12 protein-coding genes and 1 pseudogene are annotated in these 15,872 nt (G+C 60.0%); 2 read left to right on the forward strand and 11 right to left on the reverse strand.

Annotation, left to right across the window (positions count from 1 at the left end):
• Window positions 1–35: 35 nt before the first annotated feature.
• From eno to ACTJLC_RS02205, 5 genes and pseudogenes are all read right to left on the reverse strand, one after another.
• Window positions 36–1,319, reverse strand: a complete 1,284-nt coding sequence (gene eno, locus ACTJLC_RS02185; protein ID WP_073427571.1) for a phosphopyruvate hydratase — start codon at window positions 1,317–1,319, stop codon at window positions 36–38.
• Between the two features lie 172 nt (window positions 1,320–1,491).
• Window positions 1,492–2,346, reverse strand: coding sequence for a 3-deoxy-8-phosphooctulonate synthase (gene kdsA, locus ACTJLC_RS02190; protein WP_073427570.1), 855 nt, complete (start codon window positions 2,344–2,346; stop codon window positions 1,492–1,494).
• Window positions 2,343–4,016, reverse strand: coding sequence for a CTP synthase (locus tag ACTJLC_RS02195; protein WP_073427569.1), 1,674 nt, complete (start codon window positions 4,014–4,016; stop codon window positions 2,343–2,345). Before ACTJLC_RS02195 ends, kdsA begins: the two co-directional genes overlap by 4 nt.
• Window positions 4,017–4,265: 249 nt before the next feature.
• Window positions 4,266–5,063: an alpha/beta fold hydrolase gene (locus ACTJLC_RS02200; protein WP_310129156.1), complete on the reverse strand. Its 798-nt coding sequence runs from the start codon at window positions 5,061–5,063 to the stop codon at window positions 4,266–4,268.
• Window positions 5,064–5,188: 125 nt separating this feature from the next.
• Window positions 5,189–7,030 (reverse strand): annotated as a pseudogene (locus ACTJLC_RS02205) (DNA internalization-related competence protein ComEC/Rec2); the annotation flags it as partial.
• 66 nt (window positions 7,031–7,096) lie between these two features.
• Between ACTJLC_RS02205 and ACTJLC_RS02210 the strand changes: the two are divergent.
• The gene (locus ACTJLC_RS02210; protein ID WP_440843202.1) at window positions 7,097–8,974 is read left to right on the forward strand and encodes a recombinase family protein; all 1,878 of its coding nucleotides are present in this window, start codon (window positions 7,097–7,099) and stop codon (window positions 8,972–8,974) included.
• 406 nt (window positions 8,975–9,380) lie between these two features.
• On the opposite strand, the gene ACTJLC_RS02215 is transcribed toward ACTJLC_RS02210, so the two are convergent.
• From ACTJLC_RS02215 to ACTJLC_RS02225, 3 genes are all read right to left on the reverse strand, one after another.
• Window positions 9,381–9,926: a hypothetical protein gene (locus tag ACTJLC_RS02215; protein ID WP_440843203.1), complete on the reverse strand. Its 546-nt coding sequence runs from the start codon at window positions 9,924–9,926 to the stop codon at window positions 9,381–9,383.
• Between the two features lie 348 nt (window positions 9,927–10,274).
• The gene (locus ACTJLC_RS02220) at window positions 10,275–10,592 is read right to left on the reverse strand and encodes a hypothetical protein (RefSeq protein ID WP_440843204.1); all 318 of its coding nucleotides are present in this window, start codon (window positions 10,590–10,592) and stop codon (window positions 10,275–10,277) included.
• Between the two features lie 77 nt (window positions 10,593–10,669).
• Complete coding sequence (locus ACTJLC_RS02225; RefSeq protein ID WP_440843205.1) at window positions 10,670–12,349, reverse strand: lysozyme inhibitor LprI family protein; 1,680 nt, start codon at window positions 12,347–12,349, stop codon at window positions 10,670–10,672.
• Window positions 12,350–12,501: 152 nt separating this feature from the next.
• On the opposite strand from ACTJLC_RS02225, the gene ACTJLC_RS02230 reads away from it, so the two are divergent.
• Window positions 12,502–12,729, forward strand: coding sequence for a helix-turn-helix domain-containing protein (locus ACTJLC_RS02230; protein WP_440843206.1), 228 nt, complete (start codon window positions 12,502–12,504; stop codon window positions 12,727–12,729).
• Window positions 12,730–12,752: 23 nt separating this feature from the next.
• Here ACTJLC_RS02230 and ACTJLC_RS02235 read toward each other — a convergent pair whose 3' ends face one another.
• From ACTJLC_RS02235 to tnpC, 3 genes are all read right to left on the reverse strand, one after another.
• Window positions 12,753–13,421 carry a recombinase family protein gene (locus ACTJLC_RS02235; protein WP_440843207.1) on the reverse strand — a complete coding sequence of 223 codons (669 nt, stop codon included), beginning with the start codon at window positions 13,419–13,421 and terminating at the stop codon, window positions 12,753–12,755.
• 58 nt (window positions 13,422–13,479) lie between these two features.
• Window positions 13,480–14,493, reverse strand: a complete 1,014-nt coding sequence (locus ACTJLC_RS02240) for an IS4 family transposase (RefSeq protein WP_440843208.1) — start codon at window positions 14,491–14,493, stop codon at window positions 13,480–13,482.
• Between the two features lie 58 nt (window positions 14,494–14,551).
• Window positions 14,552–15,872 (reverse strand): IS66 family transposase (gene tnpC, locus ACTJLC_RS02245; RefSeq protein ID WP_440843209.1); only part of this gene is annotated, 1,321 nt, incomplete at its 5' end.

Below are 15,872 nucleotides of genomic sequence, written 5' to 3' on the forward strand. Positions count from 1 at the left end.
CGGTTAGCGCAATCAGTTTGGCTACCTGCAGTCATTTAGCGCAGATTGTAGAACGCCGACTTGCCCGGATAGCTGGCGATATCGCCGAGGTCTTCTTCGATACGCAGCAACTGGTTGTACTTCGAGATGCGGTCCGAACGCGACAGCGAACCGGTCTTGATCTGGCCGGCATTCAGGCCGACTGCGATATCCGCGATGGTCGAATCTTCGGTTTCGCCCGAACGGTGCGAGATCACGGCCGTGTAGCCCGCGCGCTTCGCCATTTCGATCGCCGCGAACGTTTCCGTGAGCGTGCCGATCTGGTTGATCTTGATCAGGATCGAGTTGGCGATGCCCTTCTCGATGCCTTCCTTCAGAATGCGCGTGTTGGTGACGAACAGGTCGTCGCCCACCAGTTGGATCTTCTTGCCGAGCTTGTCGGTCAGCAGCTTCCAGCCGGCCCAGTCGCTTTCGTGCATGCCGTCTTCGATCGACACGATCGGGAATTTATCCGCGAGCGTGGCGAGGTAGTCGGTGAATTCCGCCGACGACAGTTGCAGGCCTTCGCCGGCCAACTGGTACTTGCCGTCGTGATAGAACTCGCTTGCCGCGCAGTCGAGCGCGAGCAGCACGTCTTCGCCGGCACGGTAGCCCGCTTTCTCGATAGCTTGCAGGATGGTGGACAGGCATTCGTCGTTGCTGCCGAAGTTCGGCGCGAAGCCGCCTTCATCGCCGACTGCCGTGCTCATGCCGCGGTCGCTCAGGATCTTCTTCAGTGCGTGGAACACTTCGGCGCCGCAGCGCAGCGCTTCGCGGAAAGTCGGCTGGCTGACCGGCACGATCATGAATTCCTGGATGTCCAGGCTGTTGTTCGCGTGCGCGCCGCCGTTGACGATGTTCATCATCGGCACCGGCAGTTGCATCGCGCCCGAACCGCCGAAGTAGCGGTACAGCGGCAGGCCGGCTTCTTCAGCGGCGGCCTTCGCGACGGCCATCGAAACGGCCAGCATCGCGTTCGCGCCGAGGCGCGACTTGTTGTCCGTGCCGTCGAGTTCCAGCAGGGTCTTGTCGAGGAAAGCCTGCTCGGAAGCGTCGAGGCCCATGATCGCTTCGGAGATTTCGGTGTTGATGTGCTCGACGGCCTTCAGCACGCCCTTGCCGCTGTAACGGCCGGTTTCGCCGTCGCGCAGTTCGATGGCTTCACGCGAACCCGTGGAAGCGCCCGACGGCACCGCGGCGCGGCCCATCGTGCCCGACTCGAGCAGCACGTCGCATTCGACGGTGGGGTTGCCTCGCGAATCGAGAATCTCTCGACCGATGATATCTACGATAGCACTCATGGTTTCCTCAAGAAATGACGTTGAATTCTTTACTATGACACTGTATCTGGCGCAGACCGGTCTCCCCGGCAGACAACTCGCGCACCGATACGTTCGACGACCATTGCGTGCATGTGCCGCGTGCCGACGGGCAGATCATGCACGCGAGGCATGACACGCCGCGCATGCTGAATCAGTTGAAATCGCTTTCGAGGAACGGCGCGCGCTTGACGGCCTGGTCGAGCGTGACAAGCGTTTCCAGCAATTCGGCCATGCGGTGCAGCGGCACGGCGTTCGGGCCGTCGGATTTGGCTTCCGAAGGCTTGGGATGCGTCTCCATGAAGAGCCCCGATACGCCTACCGCCACCGCGGCACGCGCCAGCACCGGCACGAATTCGCGCTGACCGCCCGAGCTCGTGCCCTGCCCGCCCGGCAATTGCACCGAGTGGGTGGCATCGAACACGATCGGCGCGTTGGTTTCGCGCATGATCGCGAGCGAGCGCATGTCCGACACCAGATTGTTATAGCCGAACGACACGCCGCGTTCGCACGCCATGAAGCGGTCTTCGGAGAGGCCCGCTTCACGCGCCGCGTCGCGCGCCTTGTCGATCACGTTCTTCATGTCGTGCGGCGCGAGGAACTGGCCTTTCTTGATGTTGACCGGTTTGCCCGAGCGCGCGCAAGCATGGATGAAGTCCGTTTGACGGCACAGAAAAGCCGGCGTTTGCAACACATCGACCACCGACGCGACCTGCTCGATCTCGTGCTCGGCGTGAACGTCGGTGAGCACGGGCAGACCAAGCTGGCGCTTCACTTCGGACAGGATACGCAGGCCTTCGTCCATGCCCAAGCCGCGGAACGACTTGCCGCTGCTGCGATTGGCCTTGTCGTACGACGATTTGTAGATGAACGGAATGTTCAGCTTCGCGCAGATTTCCTTGAGGCGGCCGGCCGTGTCGATCGTCATCTGTTCGGATTCGACGACACAGGTGCCCGCGATCAGGAAAAACGGCTTGTCGAGCCCAATTTCGAAATCGCCCAGTTTCATGCTTGCTCTCCGACTTCCTTTTCCACGCGCGACTGCTGGTGCGCGAGCGCCGCTTCCACGAACGACTTGAAGAGCGGATGGCCGTCACGCGGCGTGGAGGTGAATTCCGGGTGGAACTGCACGCCGACGAACCACGGGTGCATGCCGCGCGGCAATTCCATCATTTCCGGCAGATCCTCACTCGGCGTGCGGGCGCTGATGACAAGGCCGCCGGCTTCGAGCTGGGGCACGAAGCGGTTATTGACCTCGTAGCGATGCCGGTGACGCTCGTTCACGTCCTTGCCGTAGATCTCTTCGGCCATCGTGCCGGGCTTGATCGGGCAACGTTGCGAACCGAGGCGCATCGTGCCGCCCAGGTCCGATTCCTCGGTACGCTTTTCGACGCGGCCTTCGCGGTCATACCACTCGGTGATCAGCGCGACCACGCGGTTTTCGGTTTCCTGGTCGAACTCGGTGCTGTTCGCACCCTTCAGACCCACCACGTCGCGGGCGAATTCGATCACGGCCAGTTGCATGCCGAGGCAGATGCCGAGATACGGCACCTTGGCTTCGCGCGCATAGCGGATCGCGGCGATCTTGCCCTCGGTGCCGCGACGGCCGAAGCCGCCCGGCACGAGCACCGCATCGAGATGCCTGAGGCTTTCGACGCCCTTCGTCTCGATCTCTTCCGAATCGATGTATTCGATGTTCACACGGGTCGCCGTATGCATCGACGCATGGCGCAGCGCTTCGATCAGCGACTTGTACGACTCGGTCAGATCGACGTACTTACCGACCATGCCGATCGTGACTTCGTGCTGCGGATTCTCGAGCTTCTCGACGAGCCTCGACCACATGGACAGATCGGCCGGCTTCGGCGTGAGCTTGAGTTCCTCGCAGATGATCGCGTCCAGACCCTGGTCGTGCAGCATCTGCGGAATCTTGTAGATGCTGTCCGCGTCCCACACGGAGATCACCGCGTCTTCGGGCACGTTCGAGAACATCGAGATCTTCGCGCGTTCGTCGTCCGGAATGCGGCGGTCGGCGCGGCACAGCAGCACGTGCGGCGAGATGCCGATTTCACGCAGCTTCTGCACGCTGTGTTGCGTGGGCTTGGTTTTCAGTTCGCCGGCGGTGGCGACCCACGGCACCAGCGTGAGGTGCACGAAGCACGCGCTGTTGCGGCCCATGCGCAGGCTCATTTGACGCGCGGCCTCGAGGAACGGCAGCGATTCGATGTCGCCCACGGTGCCGCCCACTTCGACGATCGCGACGTCCGGCTCACCGCACGTCGCGGAAGCCGCGCCACGTTCGATGAACGCCTGGATTTCATTCGTGATGTGCGGGATGACCTGCACCGTCTTGCCGAGATAATCGCCGCGGCGTTCCTTGCGGATCACCGATTCGTAGATCTGGCCCGTGGTGAAGTTGTTGGCCTTGCGCATCTTCGTGCTGATGAAGCGCTCGTAGTGGCCGAGGTCGAGGTCGGTCTCCGCTCCGTCTTCCGTCACGAACACTTCGCCGTGCTGAAACGGGCTCATCGTGCCGGGGTCGACGTTGATGTAGGGATCGAGCTTGAGGAGGGTGACTTTGAGACCGCGCGATTCGAGGATCGCGGCGAGGGAAGCGGCGGCAATACCCTTGCCGAGGGAAGATACTACGCCGCCGGTGACGAAAACATATTTGGTCATCGCTGGATGCTCGCGGGAAAAACGGATTATACCGTAAAGCAGGGCCCCAACCCCAGCAAAATCCGAGCGGCCTGCACGACCAGGGAGGCCGCGGCGGCGGCAATCGGCGCGCGCCGATCTTGCACCGTTTCACGGCGATATGAAGCGCGAGGCGCGTTGGGCTCGTCAGTCGCGGAGCTAACCTCACTGTCATCGCCGGGCATCGCAGCGGTATCTCCATGCGCCGGCCAACCCGCCTACAGCGTCAAATCACCGCTCCAGCTCACGCAACATTCGCTGCACCGCGCGCGCGGTTTCGATCGGCTTTTCCATCGGATAGAGATGGCTGCCCTCGATCCATTCCAGATGACTGCCGGTCGCGCGGCGGGTTGCATCGAGACCGGCCTGGCGGATTTCCTTCGAACGCGTGCCGGCGATGAACCCCACCGGCACCGGCGCGCCGCGCGCGAGCCGCGCGCCGAGCGTGTGCGGCAAGGTCCGGTAGATCTGATACTCGGTGCGGCGGTCGAACGCCAGCGAACGCGAGCCGTCCGGCGAGGTTTGCGGAATGCCGAAGTCGATGTAATCGGACAGCATGCGCTCGTCCCAACGCGCGAACGCCGGCTTCGAATGGAAGTGCCGCCACGCTTCGTCGCGGCTCGCCCAATGCGTGCGGCGCGCGCGGGTGGCGGCCGCGGGCGACAGGCGCTCGTCGAGCCCGGTCCATTGCGACACGCGCAGCATGCTGCTGCGCCAGCCGGCGATCACCGGCGAATCCAGCATCACCACGCCCCTCACCCACTGCGGCTTCTTGAGCGCGACCATCAACGACAGGTAGCCGCCGAGCGAATGCCCCACCAGCCACACCGGTTGCTCGTAGCAGCGGCCGATGTCGTCGAGCAACTGCTCGACCAGATGCGGCCAGTCCTGAGTCACCGGATAGCGGGTGTCGTGGCCGATGCGCTCGATCGAGCGCAGTTCGTAGTCGTCGGCGAGTTCGGCGAAGATCGTCCGATAGGTCGACGCCGGAAAGCCATTCGCATGCGAGAAGTGAATGATGTTTTTCAACTGTGGCTCTCTCCGTTCTGTTTTCGCGCGCGGGCTTCTTGGGGCTTGCGGCCTGGCGGCATGTTTGTTCTGTGTTTGTTCGCGTTGCTCCCGCGCCTTTTCTCTTTCGTGCGGCCGGCGATCCGTCAGCGATCCATCCAGTAGCGGCGCTGCGTGTCGCGATAGCGCTCGAGCGTCAACGCGGCGCCGCTCATCGGCGCGCCGGCTTGCGCGCCGGCATTCGCGTCAAGCTGTGCGCCGGCTTCGGCTTCGGCTCCGGCGTCCGGCGCGCGATCCGGGTTGACCTCGACCCGCACCGCGCCGTCCGTATCGCTGCGCCCCAGCTCGATGCGCCGCGCCTTGTAGCGCTCGAACACACCCACGTTCGGATGATGAAAACGGTTGCGATAGCCTACCTGAAATAGCGCGATGAGCGGATCGATAGAGTCGAGGAACGGCTCAGTCGACGAGGTCTTGCTGCCGTGATGCGGCACCACCAGCACCTGCGCACGCAGCGCCCCGCGATCGCGCGCGAGCAGGACGCGTTCGCCCGGCGCCTCGATATCCGCTGCCAGCAGCGCCGCCATGCGTGACCGGTCCGTTTGCACCGGCCCGGCTGACGGGCCCGCTTCGGCCAGCGCGGTCCTCACGCGCAGCACGCAGGAATGCGCGTTCGGTTTGCCTTGCAGCGGCCCGGCGTCCGGCCAGAGCATCGCGAACTCGACGCCGTCCCACTGCCAGCGCTGACCCGCCGCGCAACCCAGCGTCTCGGCGCCGCGTTCTCGCGCGTTCGACCACAGCGGATTCTCCGGCGCCAACGCGGCCACCATCTGACGCACCTCGATTGCGTCCAGCACCGCGGGCGCGCCGCCCGAATGATCCGAATCGGCGTGACTGACGATCAGCGTGTCGAGCGCCGTCACGCCATGCGCCTGCAGAAACGGCACGACGACGCGCTCGCCCGCGTGAGTCGATTCCGGACCGGGACCCGCATCGAACAGCAGCGTGTGATGCGCCGTCTCGATCAGCACCGAGCTACCCTGCCCGACATCCAGCGCGGTCAGACGGAAGCTGCCGTGCGGCGGCCCCGAAGGCGCCGGCAGCACGAGCGGCAGCCACGTGAGCGGCGCGGCCCAGCGCAGCGGCCAGCCGCGCGGCGCCAGGCACCAGAGCACGCCGAGCGCGGCCGCGCCCAGCGCCCACGCGTCCGGTTGCGGCAGCCGCCACAGTGTCCAGGCAGGGCCGGACAGCATCCGCAAACCCGCGGCCAGCGGATCGAGCAACGCGTGCGCGGCGCCGAACGCGTAGGCATCGAACGGTGCCGGCAGCGCGATGCCGGCCAGAACAACCGGCGTGACGAGCAGGCTCACCCACGGAATCGCGAAGGCGTTCGCGAGCGGACCGATCAGCGGAATCTGCGAGAACCAGTAGACCGTGAGCGGCGCGAGCGCGATCGTCACCGCGAACTGAACATGGGCGGCGTCGCGCAGCCGTTCGCCGCAAGCGCGAATCCAGCGGCGCAGGCCGAAGCACAGACGCGCGCACCGGGTCGGCGCCTCGCCGCCGTCGCGCTCTTCGGCGCGGCGTTGCTCGTGATCCCGCACGCGGGGCCGGCCCGACATCGCGAACAGAATCGCCGCCACGGCGCAGAACGACAACCAGAACCCCGCCGACACCACCGCCCACGGATCGACCAGCAGCACCAGCCCTAGCGCCCACGCCAGCACCATCGAGCGCGCGAGATTGCGGCCGCTGACAAACGCCAGCGCGACGACACTCGCCATCCACAGCGCGCGCTGCGCCGGCACGTTGAAGCCGGCCAACGCCGCGTGCAGCGCGGCGAACATGGCGCCGCCCGTCACGGCGACGACCTGCGCGGGCAGATACAACGGCCAGTTGCGGCCGATGAACCCCGAGCGCCGCCACAACGCGCCCGTCAGCCAGCCCGTCAGACCCGCGACGATACCGATGTGCAAACCCGAGATCGCAAATTGGCGGTTATGAACACACATAACCGGTACAATCTCTACATCGACTCTCTTGGGGCACTACAGATGCCACGCGCCTACTCGTATGTCCGATTCTCCACACCCGAACAAAGCAAAGGCGACTCGCTGAGACGGCAGCAAGAACTTAGCGAAGCCTATGCCGCCAAACATGGGTTGACGCTGGACACCACGCTTACCTTCCATGACCTTGGGGTGTCGGCCTACAAGGGTAGCAACGTCGAACGCGGACGCCTTGGTGACTTCATCGAAGCTTGCGAAAGCGGCTTGGTTGAACGCGGCAGCTACCTGCTGGTGGAAAGCCTCGATCGGATTTCACGCTCAGAAGTGGACAAAGCGTTGAGACTGTTCCTTTCAATCTTGGATCACGGAATTGTGGTCGTTACCTTGACGGACGAGCGTGTGTACCGTACAGGTGGCGCTGATGTATCGATGGACCTGATTATCAGCATCACGGTGATGACCCGCGCCCATGAAGAGTCGGCGACTAAATCGAAGCGTCAGCGGGCCGCGTGGAACAACAAACGAGCGAACATCGGCACAAAGAAGCTCACGGCACGTAGCCCGCTATGGTTAAAGCTGAACTCGGACCGGACACGGTTTGATTTCATCCCAGAACGCGTCGAAATCGTGGAAGAGATCATCAGTTTTGCGAAGAACGGCTTCGGGCAACTCGCCATCGCGAAGATGCTCAATGAACGTGGCACGCCAGCGTTCTCGGGTGAGAACAACGCGTGGCACAGCAGCTACATTCAAAAAATACTGACATCGAAGCAGCTATACGGTGAATTCCAACCCGGCGAAACAATCAACGGAAAAAAGGTATTCACCGGCCAACCCTTCGACGACTACTACCCTTCGGTTATCACCAAGGACGAGTTTTATTCGCTTCAAGCATTTCGTGCGCAGAACGCGGTTGGCGGTGGTCGCGCACGCAAGGGGAAAACCGTCCCGAACCTGCTGTCCGGTCTGCTGAGATGTGGTTACTGCGGGCGCTCAAACATGGTGATTGCCGGTGCTGCGGCAAAGCGTGTCAAGACCCCAGAAGGCGAAACCATCCGACCACCAAAGAAGGTCTTGGTCTGCGATGCAGCAAGGCGTGGAATGGGCTGCTATGCGGTTCAGTGGGGATACAACGAGTTCGAAGCCGCCTTCCTGACGTTCTGCCGTGGATTGTCTCTAGACGCCTTGCTTGCCGATCTTCGCAACGATACTGGCCCGGAACCAGTGAAGGTTGAAGACCAGTTACACGTCGAAGAACAAAAGATCGCTGACGCGCAGAAGGCGATTGAGAAAATCTTCGAGCTTTATGAGTCAGGAAATGGACTCACGAAGGATGTCGTCGGGCAACGACTGAACAGATTGACGGAAGAAAAAGCGAACGCCGAAGCGACGAGAGAACGGCTGCTGACGGAGATTCAACAGCGGAAGAATTCTGGGACCGATTCACACGAAGTCGCCCGCGTCACGAAGTCGCTGATCGAACAGATGGCAAGCGTGACCGATGAAGAACGGTTTCGTGTTCGTGCCGCACTTGCAGCACAACTGCGACGGTTCATCGACAAGGTCGAACTGCACGGTGCCGGTCGGCTCGTAACGAAGGAATTTATCGAGCAGCGAAAGGCTGACCTGACTAAAGCCGGTTTCTCAGAAATGGATGCCGTCAAGTATTGCAATGAACGCTATCAGACCGAACCAAAGCGTCAAGGAAAGGGAGATCGGGGACGGTTTGCATCACGCGCCGACAACGGAAGATTCTTCGTCATCAGGACCAAACATGGTGGTTTCCGCATGGTGTATCCAAGGTTCGATGATCCTACCGTTGCTATCGTGCAAGGCGGGTTTGACGACGGCGGACCGGGATTGACCGGTCAAGACGATCTGTTGCCAATACTTCTCAAAGAGATCAACGAAGAGAAGAAGTGAATTTCTTCTCAGGTGCCCTGATATTTCACCTGTCCAGTTGTTGCATGCACAAGTCAAATGCTATTAACCGGTATTTGCTAGTAACCGGTCGATTTCGTCTGCCTGACCTTAACTCATGCTTTGTATCAGGCTGTGCCATTGGGAAGCATCTTCTTGGTCATGGCAACACAGGCTGCCATTGTCTCGTTTTTTACTTGACTGGTCACTACGGTCTGACTGATTACTTGATTCACTTGTGGTTACGGAGTGAACAAATCCTATAGACGAGACTATGACTTCACCATACGGCTAGAACTTCAGCGATGACAGTGATAACTCCCTTCACTGCATCGATGACATTTCGCGTCTGTAATGCCGACGCTGCCTTCATATAAGAGATAAAACCGACCACGCTGCACGATACGGGTTAATCAAGTCGCCAGAACGTGGAAGGAGTAAGATAAGTGTTCGACACATCGATCTTCTCAACCCCGAATCTCAGATCGTGCCCTTCATGTCGAACCGTATACTTCATGTATTCCGCGATGCCATCTGTTGCTGGCCTTGAGAAGACCTGAATCTTTTCTTCCCGGAATCGCGCGTTATCAAATTTCCGAACGTTATTCGTCCACACTCGCTGTAGACGTTCTTCGAAGTAAGCATCATCACCGATTCCGTCGATCAGGCAATGTGCGTGAAGCTCAACACCGGCATTACGATCACCGCCCATCACTACAACCCTTCGAAGCTGTGATGCGCCAGACATCTCGTTTTCCCGTCGAATATCGCCCTTCAAGAAGGTTTGATCCAACTCGCGCATGGTCTGGGCGATTGGCCTTCTCCACATTTCTTTTTGCGTCCACAGGGGATAGCCAAGGGTCACGATACGCCATCGATCTACCGGTTGGCTGTCGATCCATGCGATCCAGTGATCGATGTTGGCAGGAAGAATTGTTGTATTGCTGCTTGTCATTCGAACCGCGTTGAATTTGCTTCGAATACTTAGCGATCTACGAAAGCTTAATTATACCACAAAACATATTTTCAAACCACAATTTATCGGCTTTGTCAACGATTTTTGTCGCAAATAAGCGACAGCATGTGGCGAGAAGGCGACGACTACTACGGGACCTTCGACGACCGGGGATCAGTGGTTGATTCTGCAACAGCATGTGCAGATGGCCGCTTAGTACGCTCGACGCAGCCAGCGTCTCGCCATCATTCCGTCACTAAACTCATCGCAAATCGCTTGCCGCGGCTGCGTAGCGGGATGTCGGGTGGCAGAAGCCTAATGCCACCCTGCTGGCGCTTGCTGCTGAACTTAGTCGTTAGCTGGTCCAACAAATTTCTTCCCGAAGGCCGTCAGATGTACATCTTTGCCAACGTTGTATTTGCGTGATTCTGCGGGGCTGCTGCCGTCCGACTCATCTACTTCGATGATGCCGTCGATGTCCGTGTAGTTCCACGTGGCATTCATACCCTTCGTGGTCGTACCTGCTTCAAATTCACACCCGTCACACGAACGTTTGTCGGTCAGCGTGATACGTTCGCCACCGTCTGTGATCGTGCCGATGACGTGCGCGTTCGCTGCCGTCACGCCACCAGCCAGCAACAGACCAACAATCAATTGAGCTTTCATCGACTTCCCCGCTTATCAGTAATCGAATGATGAAGAACCGCCGTTGTCGGCGGTCGGTGTGCCATCTAGGAATCGCGCTACATCGCCGTTAGCGCTTGGATACGGGCTTCGGTGACTTTGACTAGACAGGCCGCGTCGTTACAGGCATTTCGTTCCTTCGTCAGCCACTCACGCTGCTGTTGCCGAAGTGCCGCCTGATCCGTGGACTTCGATGCCGCTGTGCGATAGGCCGCTGCAAGACGACTGTCAGCATCTGCCGTTTGCGGACCTGAACAGATCAGTTTTTCCGTCTTCGAAGAAGCCTTCGCGCAGTCAAACGACGCGACGATCTGGGTTTGGGACGGCTGAGTGGTATCCGGCTTTGATGCTGCGACTTGCTGTGGTGGTTGTGCAGGAACTGAAGCGGATTGCGCCGCTTGTTGTGCTGCCGGTGGCTGCGCCGTTTCACTGGTTGCTGTCGCTGCACCGGCTGAAGCACCGTCTGCGCCGAAAACGGATGCAAGGCTTTGCGTTATCGGGCATTGCTGGTTCAAGGCCGCCGCCAGCTTCGTGAAGTTGACGTACTGCTTGGCAAGGATCGGACTGTCTTGCATCGTGAACGTGATCCGGGCCATTTGCAGATCAGTCATCACCTTCGCGAAGGTATCCATGCGGCACTTGCATTTCTCAACGCCCATAGACTGGCTGCACGACTGGATCGCGCTCTCGCGGAATTCCCTGCTCCACGGCGTAGCGTTCGCGGACCGGGCATCGATGTCGGGTTGCGACAGCGACAACGCTTCGTAATAGGTGGCGAAAGTCTTCAGTTGCCGATCAGCGGCGCGATCATCGCGAGTCGTCATCGTGACGATCAGACCTTGCTTCTTCTCACCCGCATCAGCCGGGACTGCAACCTGATAGGTAACGCCCGCTTGGAACGTCGATGTCGTCAGCGGTGCAAAACCACGTGTCTGCATCAGGGCAGCGAAGATTTCGCCTTGTTGCGTTGCCCGTTCAAGGTCGTTTCTCGGGAAGTCAATCACCAGATTGGCTGCGCAGTCAGCGTTCTTCGACTGGTTGTTATGCGCGACTTCGCGGATCGTATCCACCCGGACCTTGATGTGCTTGTCCGATACGGCCCAGATGAAATCAGGGATGCCCGTCTGCACAAGCTGATCGGCGTAGTCGTCTGCAATGGTTTGCTTCACGCTCTCGGCGGCGCAATCCAGCTTCGGACCAGTCGCAAGCAGCCCGGACAGTGCTGACAGTGGACCCGGCGATGAACCCTGTGATGCAGACGACGCCTGTTGTTGTGCGGCGTCGCCGTCATCGTCGTTCCAATGCGCTGCCATGAGCAACCCGAAAACGACTGCGGCATAGGCGAACACACCCACGATTGCCAGCAGCACAGGCTTCACCAACGATTTCTTGCTGTACTCCTTGCCGAACGCTTCCTTGACGAAGCGGACTTGATGGCGTCCCGATACGCAATACCAAAGCAGGAAGTAGGCAAGACCGCCAAGGTTCACGATTCCCCGAACCGCGTCATTGCCTGACGCGCTCTTCCCCGCGAACAGAACGGTGACAGCACCCATCACTGCCAGCACCGCCAAACTGATGAACAACCAAACCTTCGATGATGCTGCGCGTTCGGACTGCCCCATAGCCCGCCAGTTTGCTGACTGAAGGTATGACCCGAACACAGGTGTGAAAAGGAAACTCAGTCCCGCCGCGCGGGAAGGATTCCAGATGGGCTGCTGGCTTTGTGTGTTTTGCATTTATGGTCTCTCGCGCTGGTCGGCCTATTCATCAATGCCGTTTTGTCGAATCGCGGTCCCGATACGAACAATTCGCCATCGGGAACGCACTTTACCGAAAACCAAACTCAAAGTGTGTGGTTTTTGCCAGACAACGCCGGAAAACTTCCGGCATGGCAAACCCAACCCAAACATGTGATGCGCAGCGGCTGTTCGCGACGAACATGCGGCGCATTCGTAAACAAAAAGGGTTAACGCAGGAACGTGTTGCGGAAGCGGCAGGACTGCACCCGAACTACGTCAGTTCGGTCGAACGCGCCGAACGGAACATTTCGATCTGCAATATCGAGCGGATAGCCATCGCTCTCGATGTCACGATGGCCGAACTTGTTACGCGGTAACGGGATGGGTTATCGGCTGATGTTCACGCACCGCGTGACTTGCGACGATCAGACCAATCAATCAAGGCGCAAGGCACGCCATCCGGTCCGATGCCGGTCACGTCGTTATGCTTTGATGTCAGCGACTCCCGCACTCTCATGACCGTTTGCCGACTGGTCTTCATCTCGCGGGCGATCTGGGCCACGGAGATTCCACCGTTCAGTTGTTCAGCGACCATCGCGCGTTGCGCTTCGGTCAGCGCAGACGGGCGACCAAACGTCTTGCCTTCCGCCTTCGCGCGGCGAAGACCGGCTTGCGTCCGCTCTATAAGAAGGTCGCGTTCAAATTCGGCCACGGCGCTAATGACGCCCATCGTCATCTTTCCGGCTGCGCTGGTCAGATCCACCCCACCGAGTGCAAGGCAGTGAACGCGTACACCGATAGCGTCCAGCCGTTCAACTGTCGCGCGGACATCCATCGCATTCCGACCCAAGCGATCCAGCTTGGTGACGATTAAGACATCGCCGCTTTCCAGCCGATCAACCAGCTTTGCGAATCCCTTTCGCTCCATCGCTGCCACCGAACCAGAAATGGTTTCGGTGATGACTCGCTGTTTTGCTACCGTGAAACCCGCTGCTTCGATTTCTTGTATTTGATTGTCCGTCGTCTGATCGGCGGTCGATACTCGGCAATAGCAAAACAGTCTGGTCATTGACGCCCCACGTGTCCGAAAATGATGTACGAAGTCTACCAGGTGTCCGATCTTGTGATTACCCACTATTTTCACGCCCTAGCCAGTATCCGATCTGGATGTCGACAAGCCGATGCATGCCGCGCCAGATGACCTTATTGCCGGGCGGTGGATCGTTGGCGCGTGCGAGATAGCCACCCAGCTGGGCGAGCTTGATGAGGCAGCGTGACAGGGGAGGCGCCTGTGCGGTGCGTGCTGTGTCCTTGACGAGCTGCTCAAGGAGCGTCACCTCGGTTGCAGTAAGCGCCACCTCCGATGGAGCCTCTGGTGCAGATCGATTGATTTCGGTGAGCCAGAATACGCGCCAGGCAAGGATGCAGAAGATGGCGATCAGGTTGGTCAACCGGCTGGCTGTGCGTAACTGCGACTCTTCAGCCTTGCAGCCCGACTTCAGGTTTTTGTGAAACGTTTCTATTTTCCAGCGCATCGCGTACCAGTCGATCTTTTCGATTGCATCCACCCGTGAGTTCACCGGCAGATCAGTGAGCAACTTCCATTCGATACGCTTCCGGCCCGCCGGCTCGCTGCGCTCCGTCGCATGGATGACCGTCAGTCTGAGCGCCGGATAGTGCCGCTGCTTTGCGAGGGGCGGCCAAACCGTGAGGCGCCGGTATCTGATCTCCAGAAGCGCCTGGTGAGGGTGCCCTTTGGCGTCGCGAAATTCGATCCGATGCAATCCCTTCACCCGCACCTCTGACATTTCATCCGCAACGGTATGTCCGCCGTCGCCGGCCAGCCTGTTCGTGCAGGTACGTACCAGAAAATGCGTGCCGAGCTCGCAGGCAGCGCAAAACAGTTCAAAGATGTCGCTTTCCCGGTCACCGATATGGACACAACGATCGGGATCGCCGAGTCGAGTCGTTGATTGCCGCAGATTCTCAATCCAGCGAAAGCTTTCCTTCTTCTCGATCGGTATGCGTGTGAAGTTGACCTTGCTGCGCCTGGTCGGTAAGCGACTCGGCCCGACCGTTTCCCCGTTCGCGCGCGCGTGAGGCATGGTGGTGATGGTTGTGTCGGAGTCAGTGTAGATCAAGTGAGATCGTGTCCACGATCGGCGATCGTGGGCACGATCCATCCAAATCTATCCAGATCTACCCGGTTGAGAGTGTGGGCGGAGTGACGAGTTTCAGTTTGTCAGCCACGTTCCAGGGCAGCAATTCGTCGATGCGAGAGATCTTGTGATCAGCGATGCGGGTCAGGACGTATTCCAGGTAGGCACGCGGGTTGATCCCGTTGAGCTTGCACGTCCCGATCAAGCTATACATCGCGGCGGCCCGCTCGCCCCCGCTGTCGGAGCCGACGAACAGATAATTTTTGCGTCCGAGCGCGACACAGCGCAAGGCGTTTTCGGCAAGCACGTTGCTGATCTCGACCCGACCGTCCTCACAGTAAAACGCGAGGGCTGTCCAGTGGTTCAGCGAGTAGTTGATCGCCTTGGCGAGCGCGGACTTCGTCGACAGCGTCGCGAGTTTCGCCCTGATCGTCGCTTCGAACTTCGCGAGCAACGGCTTGGTCTTTTCCTGCCTCACGCGCAAACGCTCGTCAGGCGCCTTGCCGCGAATGTCGGCTTCGATGCTGTAAAGCTCGCCGATCATCTCGAGCAGTTGTTGGGTATCCGGTGTCGGCGTGCGCGCGTGAACATCGTAGATGTATCTCCTCGCGTGATCCCAGCATGCCGCTTCGTGGATCTCGCCGCTCGCGTACAACTGATCAAATCCAGCGTAGGCATCGGCCTGCAGGATGCCGTGGAATGCGGCGAGCCGGGTTTGAGGGTGGACGCCTTTGCGATCCGACGAGAAGTCGAACCAGACCGCAGCCGGATCCGTCGAACCCGAGCGGCGATCGTCGCGCACGTAGACCCAGAAGCGGCCAGTCACCGTCTTGCCGTTGCCGGGCGCGAGCACCGCGACCGGCGTGTCGTCAACGTGCACCTTTCCGGGAACCAACGCGTAGCGCTGGATCGCTTCAACGAGCGGCACACAGAGCTCGGCAATCTGCCCGAGCCAGCGGCCCATGCTGCCGCGATCCAACGTCACGCCGTCGCGTGCTGCGATCTCCGATTGGCGATACAGAGGTTGATGATCGGCGAACTTCGACACCGCAATGTCGGCCAGCAAGCTCGGATGCGCGATGCCGTGCTCGATCGGCAGGCTGGGCATCGCGGGTTGTTCGATGCGGCCGCAATCAGGGCAACACAGCTTGTGGCGGATCGTGCGGATCACTTTGAACGCGGCCGCCACACGGGCGAGCTGCTCGGAGACATCCTCGCCGAGCCACTGCATCGCCGTCGCGCATATGGGGCAAATCGAATCTGGTGTGAGCTCGATTTCATCGCGGGGCAAGTGCGATGGCAGTGGCTCTCGCGTGGGTGCCCGACCGGGTGGCGTCGTCGACGCCTTGTCTCGGTGCCCT

It is taken from the genome of Paraburkholderia sp. 22099, from assembly GCF_052045835.1.
Lineage (GTDB): Bacteria > Pseudomonadota > Gammaproteobacteria > Burkholderiales > Burkholderiaceae > Paraburkholderia > Paraburkholderia terricola.

Coding starts and splice junctions, on each gene's coding strand:
- ACTJLC_RS02210 (WP_440843202.1), top strand. CDS start 7,097: ATGCCACGCGCCTACTCGTATGTCCGATTCTCCACACCCGAACAAAGC.
- ACTJLC_RS02220 (WP_440843204.1), bottom strand. CDS start 10,592: ATGAAAGCTCAATTGATTGTTGGTCTGTTGCTGGCTGGTGGCGTGACG.
- ACTJLC_RS02215 (WP_440843203.1), bottom strand. CDS start 9,926: ATGACAAGCAGCAATACAACAATTCTTCCTGCCAACATCGATCACTGG.
- eno (WP_073427571.1), bottom strand. CDS start 1,319: ATGAGTGCTATCGTAGATATCATCGGTCGAGAGATTCTCGATTCGCGA.
- ACTJLC_RS02230 (WP_440843206.1), top strand. CDS start 12,502: ATGGCAAACCCAACCCAAACATGTGATGCGCAGCGGCTGTTCGCGACG.
- ACTJLC_RS02225 (WP_440843205.1), bottom strand. CDS start 12,349: ATGCAAAACACACAAAGCCAGCAGCCCATCTGGAATCCTTCCCGCGCG.
- kdsA (WP_073427570.1), bottom strand. CDS start 2,346: ATGAAACTGGGCGATTTCGAAATTGGGCTCGACAAGCCGTTTTTCCTG.
- ACTJLC_RS02235 (WP_440843207.1), bottom strand. CDS start 13,421: ATGACCAGACTGTTTTGCTATTGCCGAGTATCGACCGCCGATCAGACG.
- ACTJLC_RS02195 (WP_073427569.1), bottom strand. CDS start 4,016: ATGACCAAATATGTTTTCGTCACCGGCGGCGTAGTATCTTCCCTCGGC.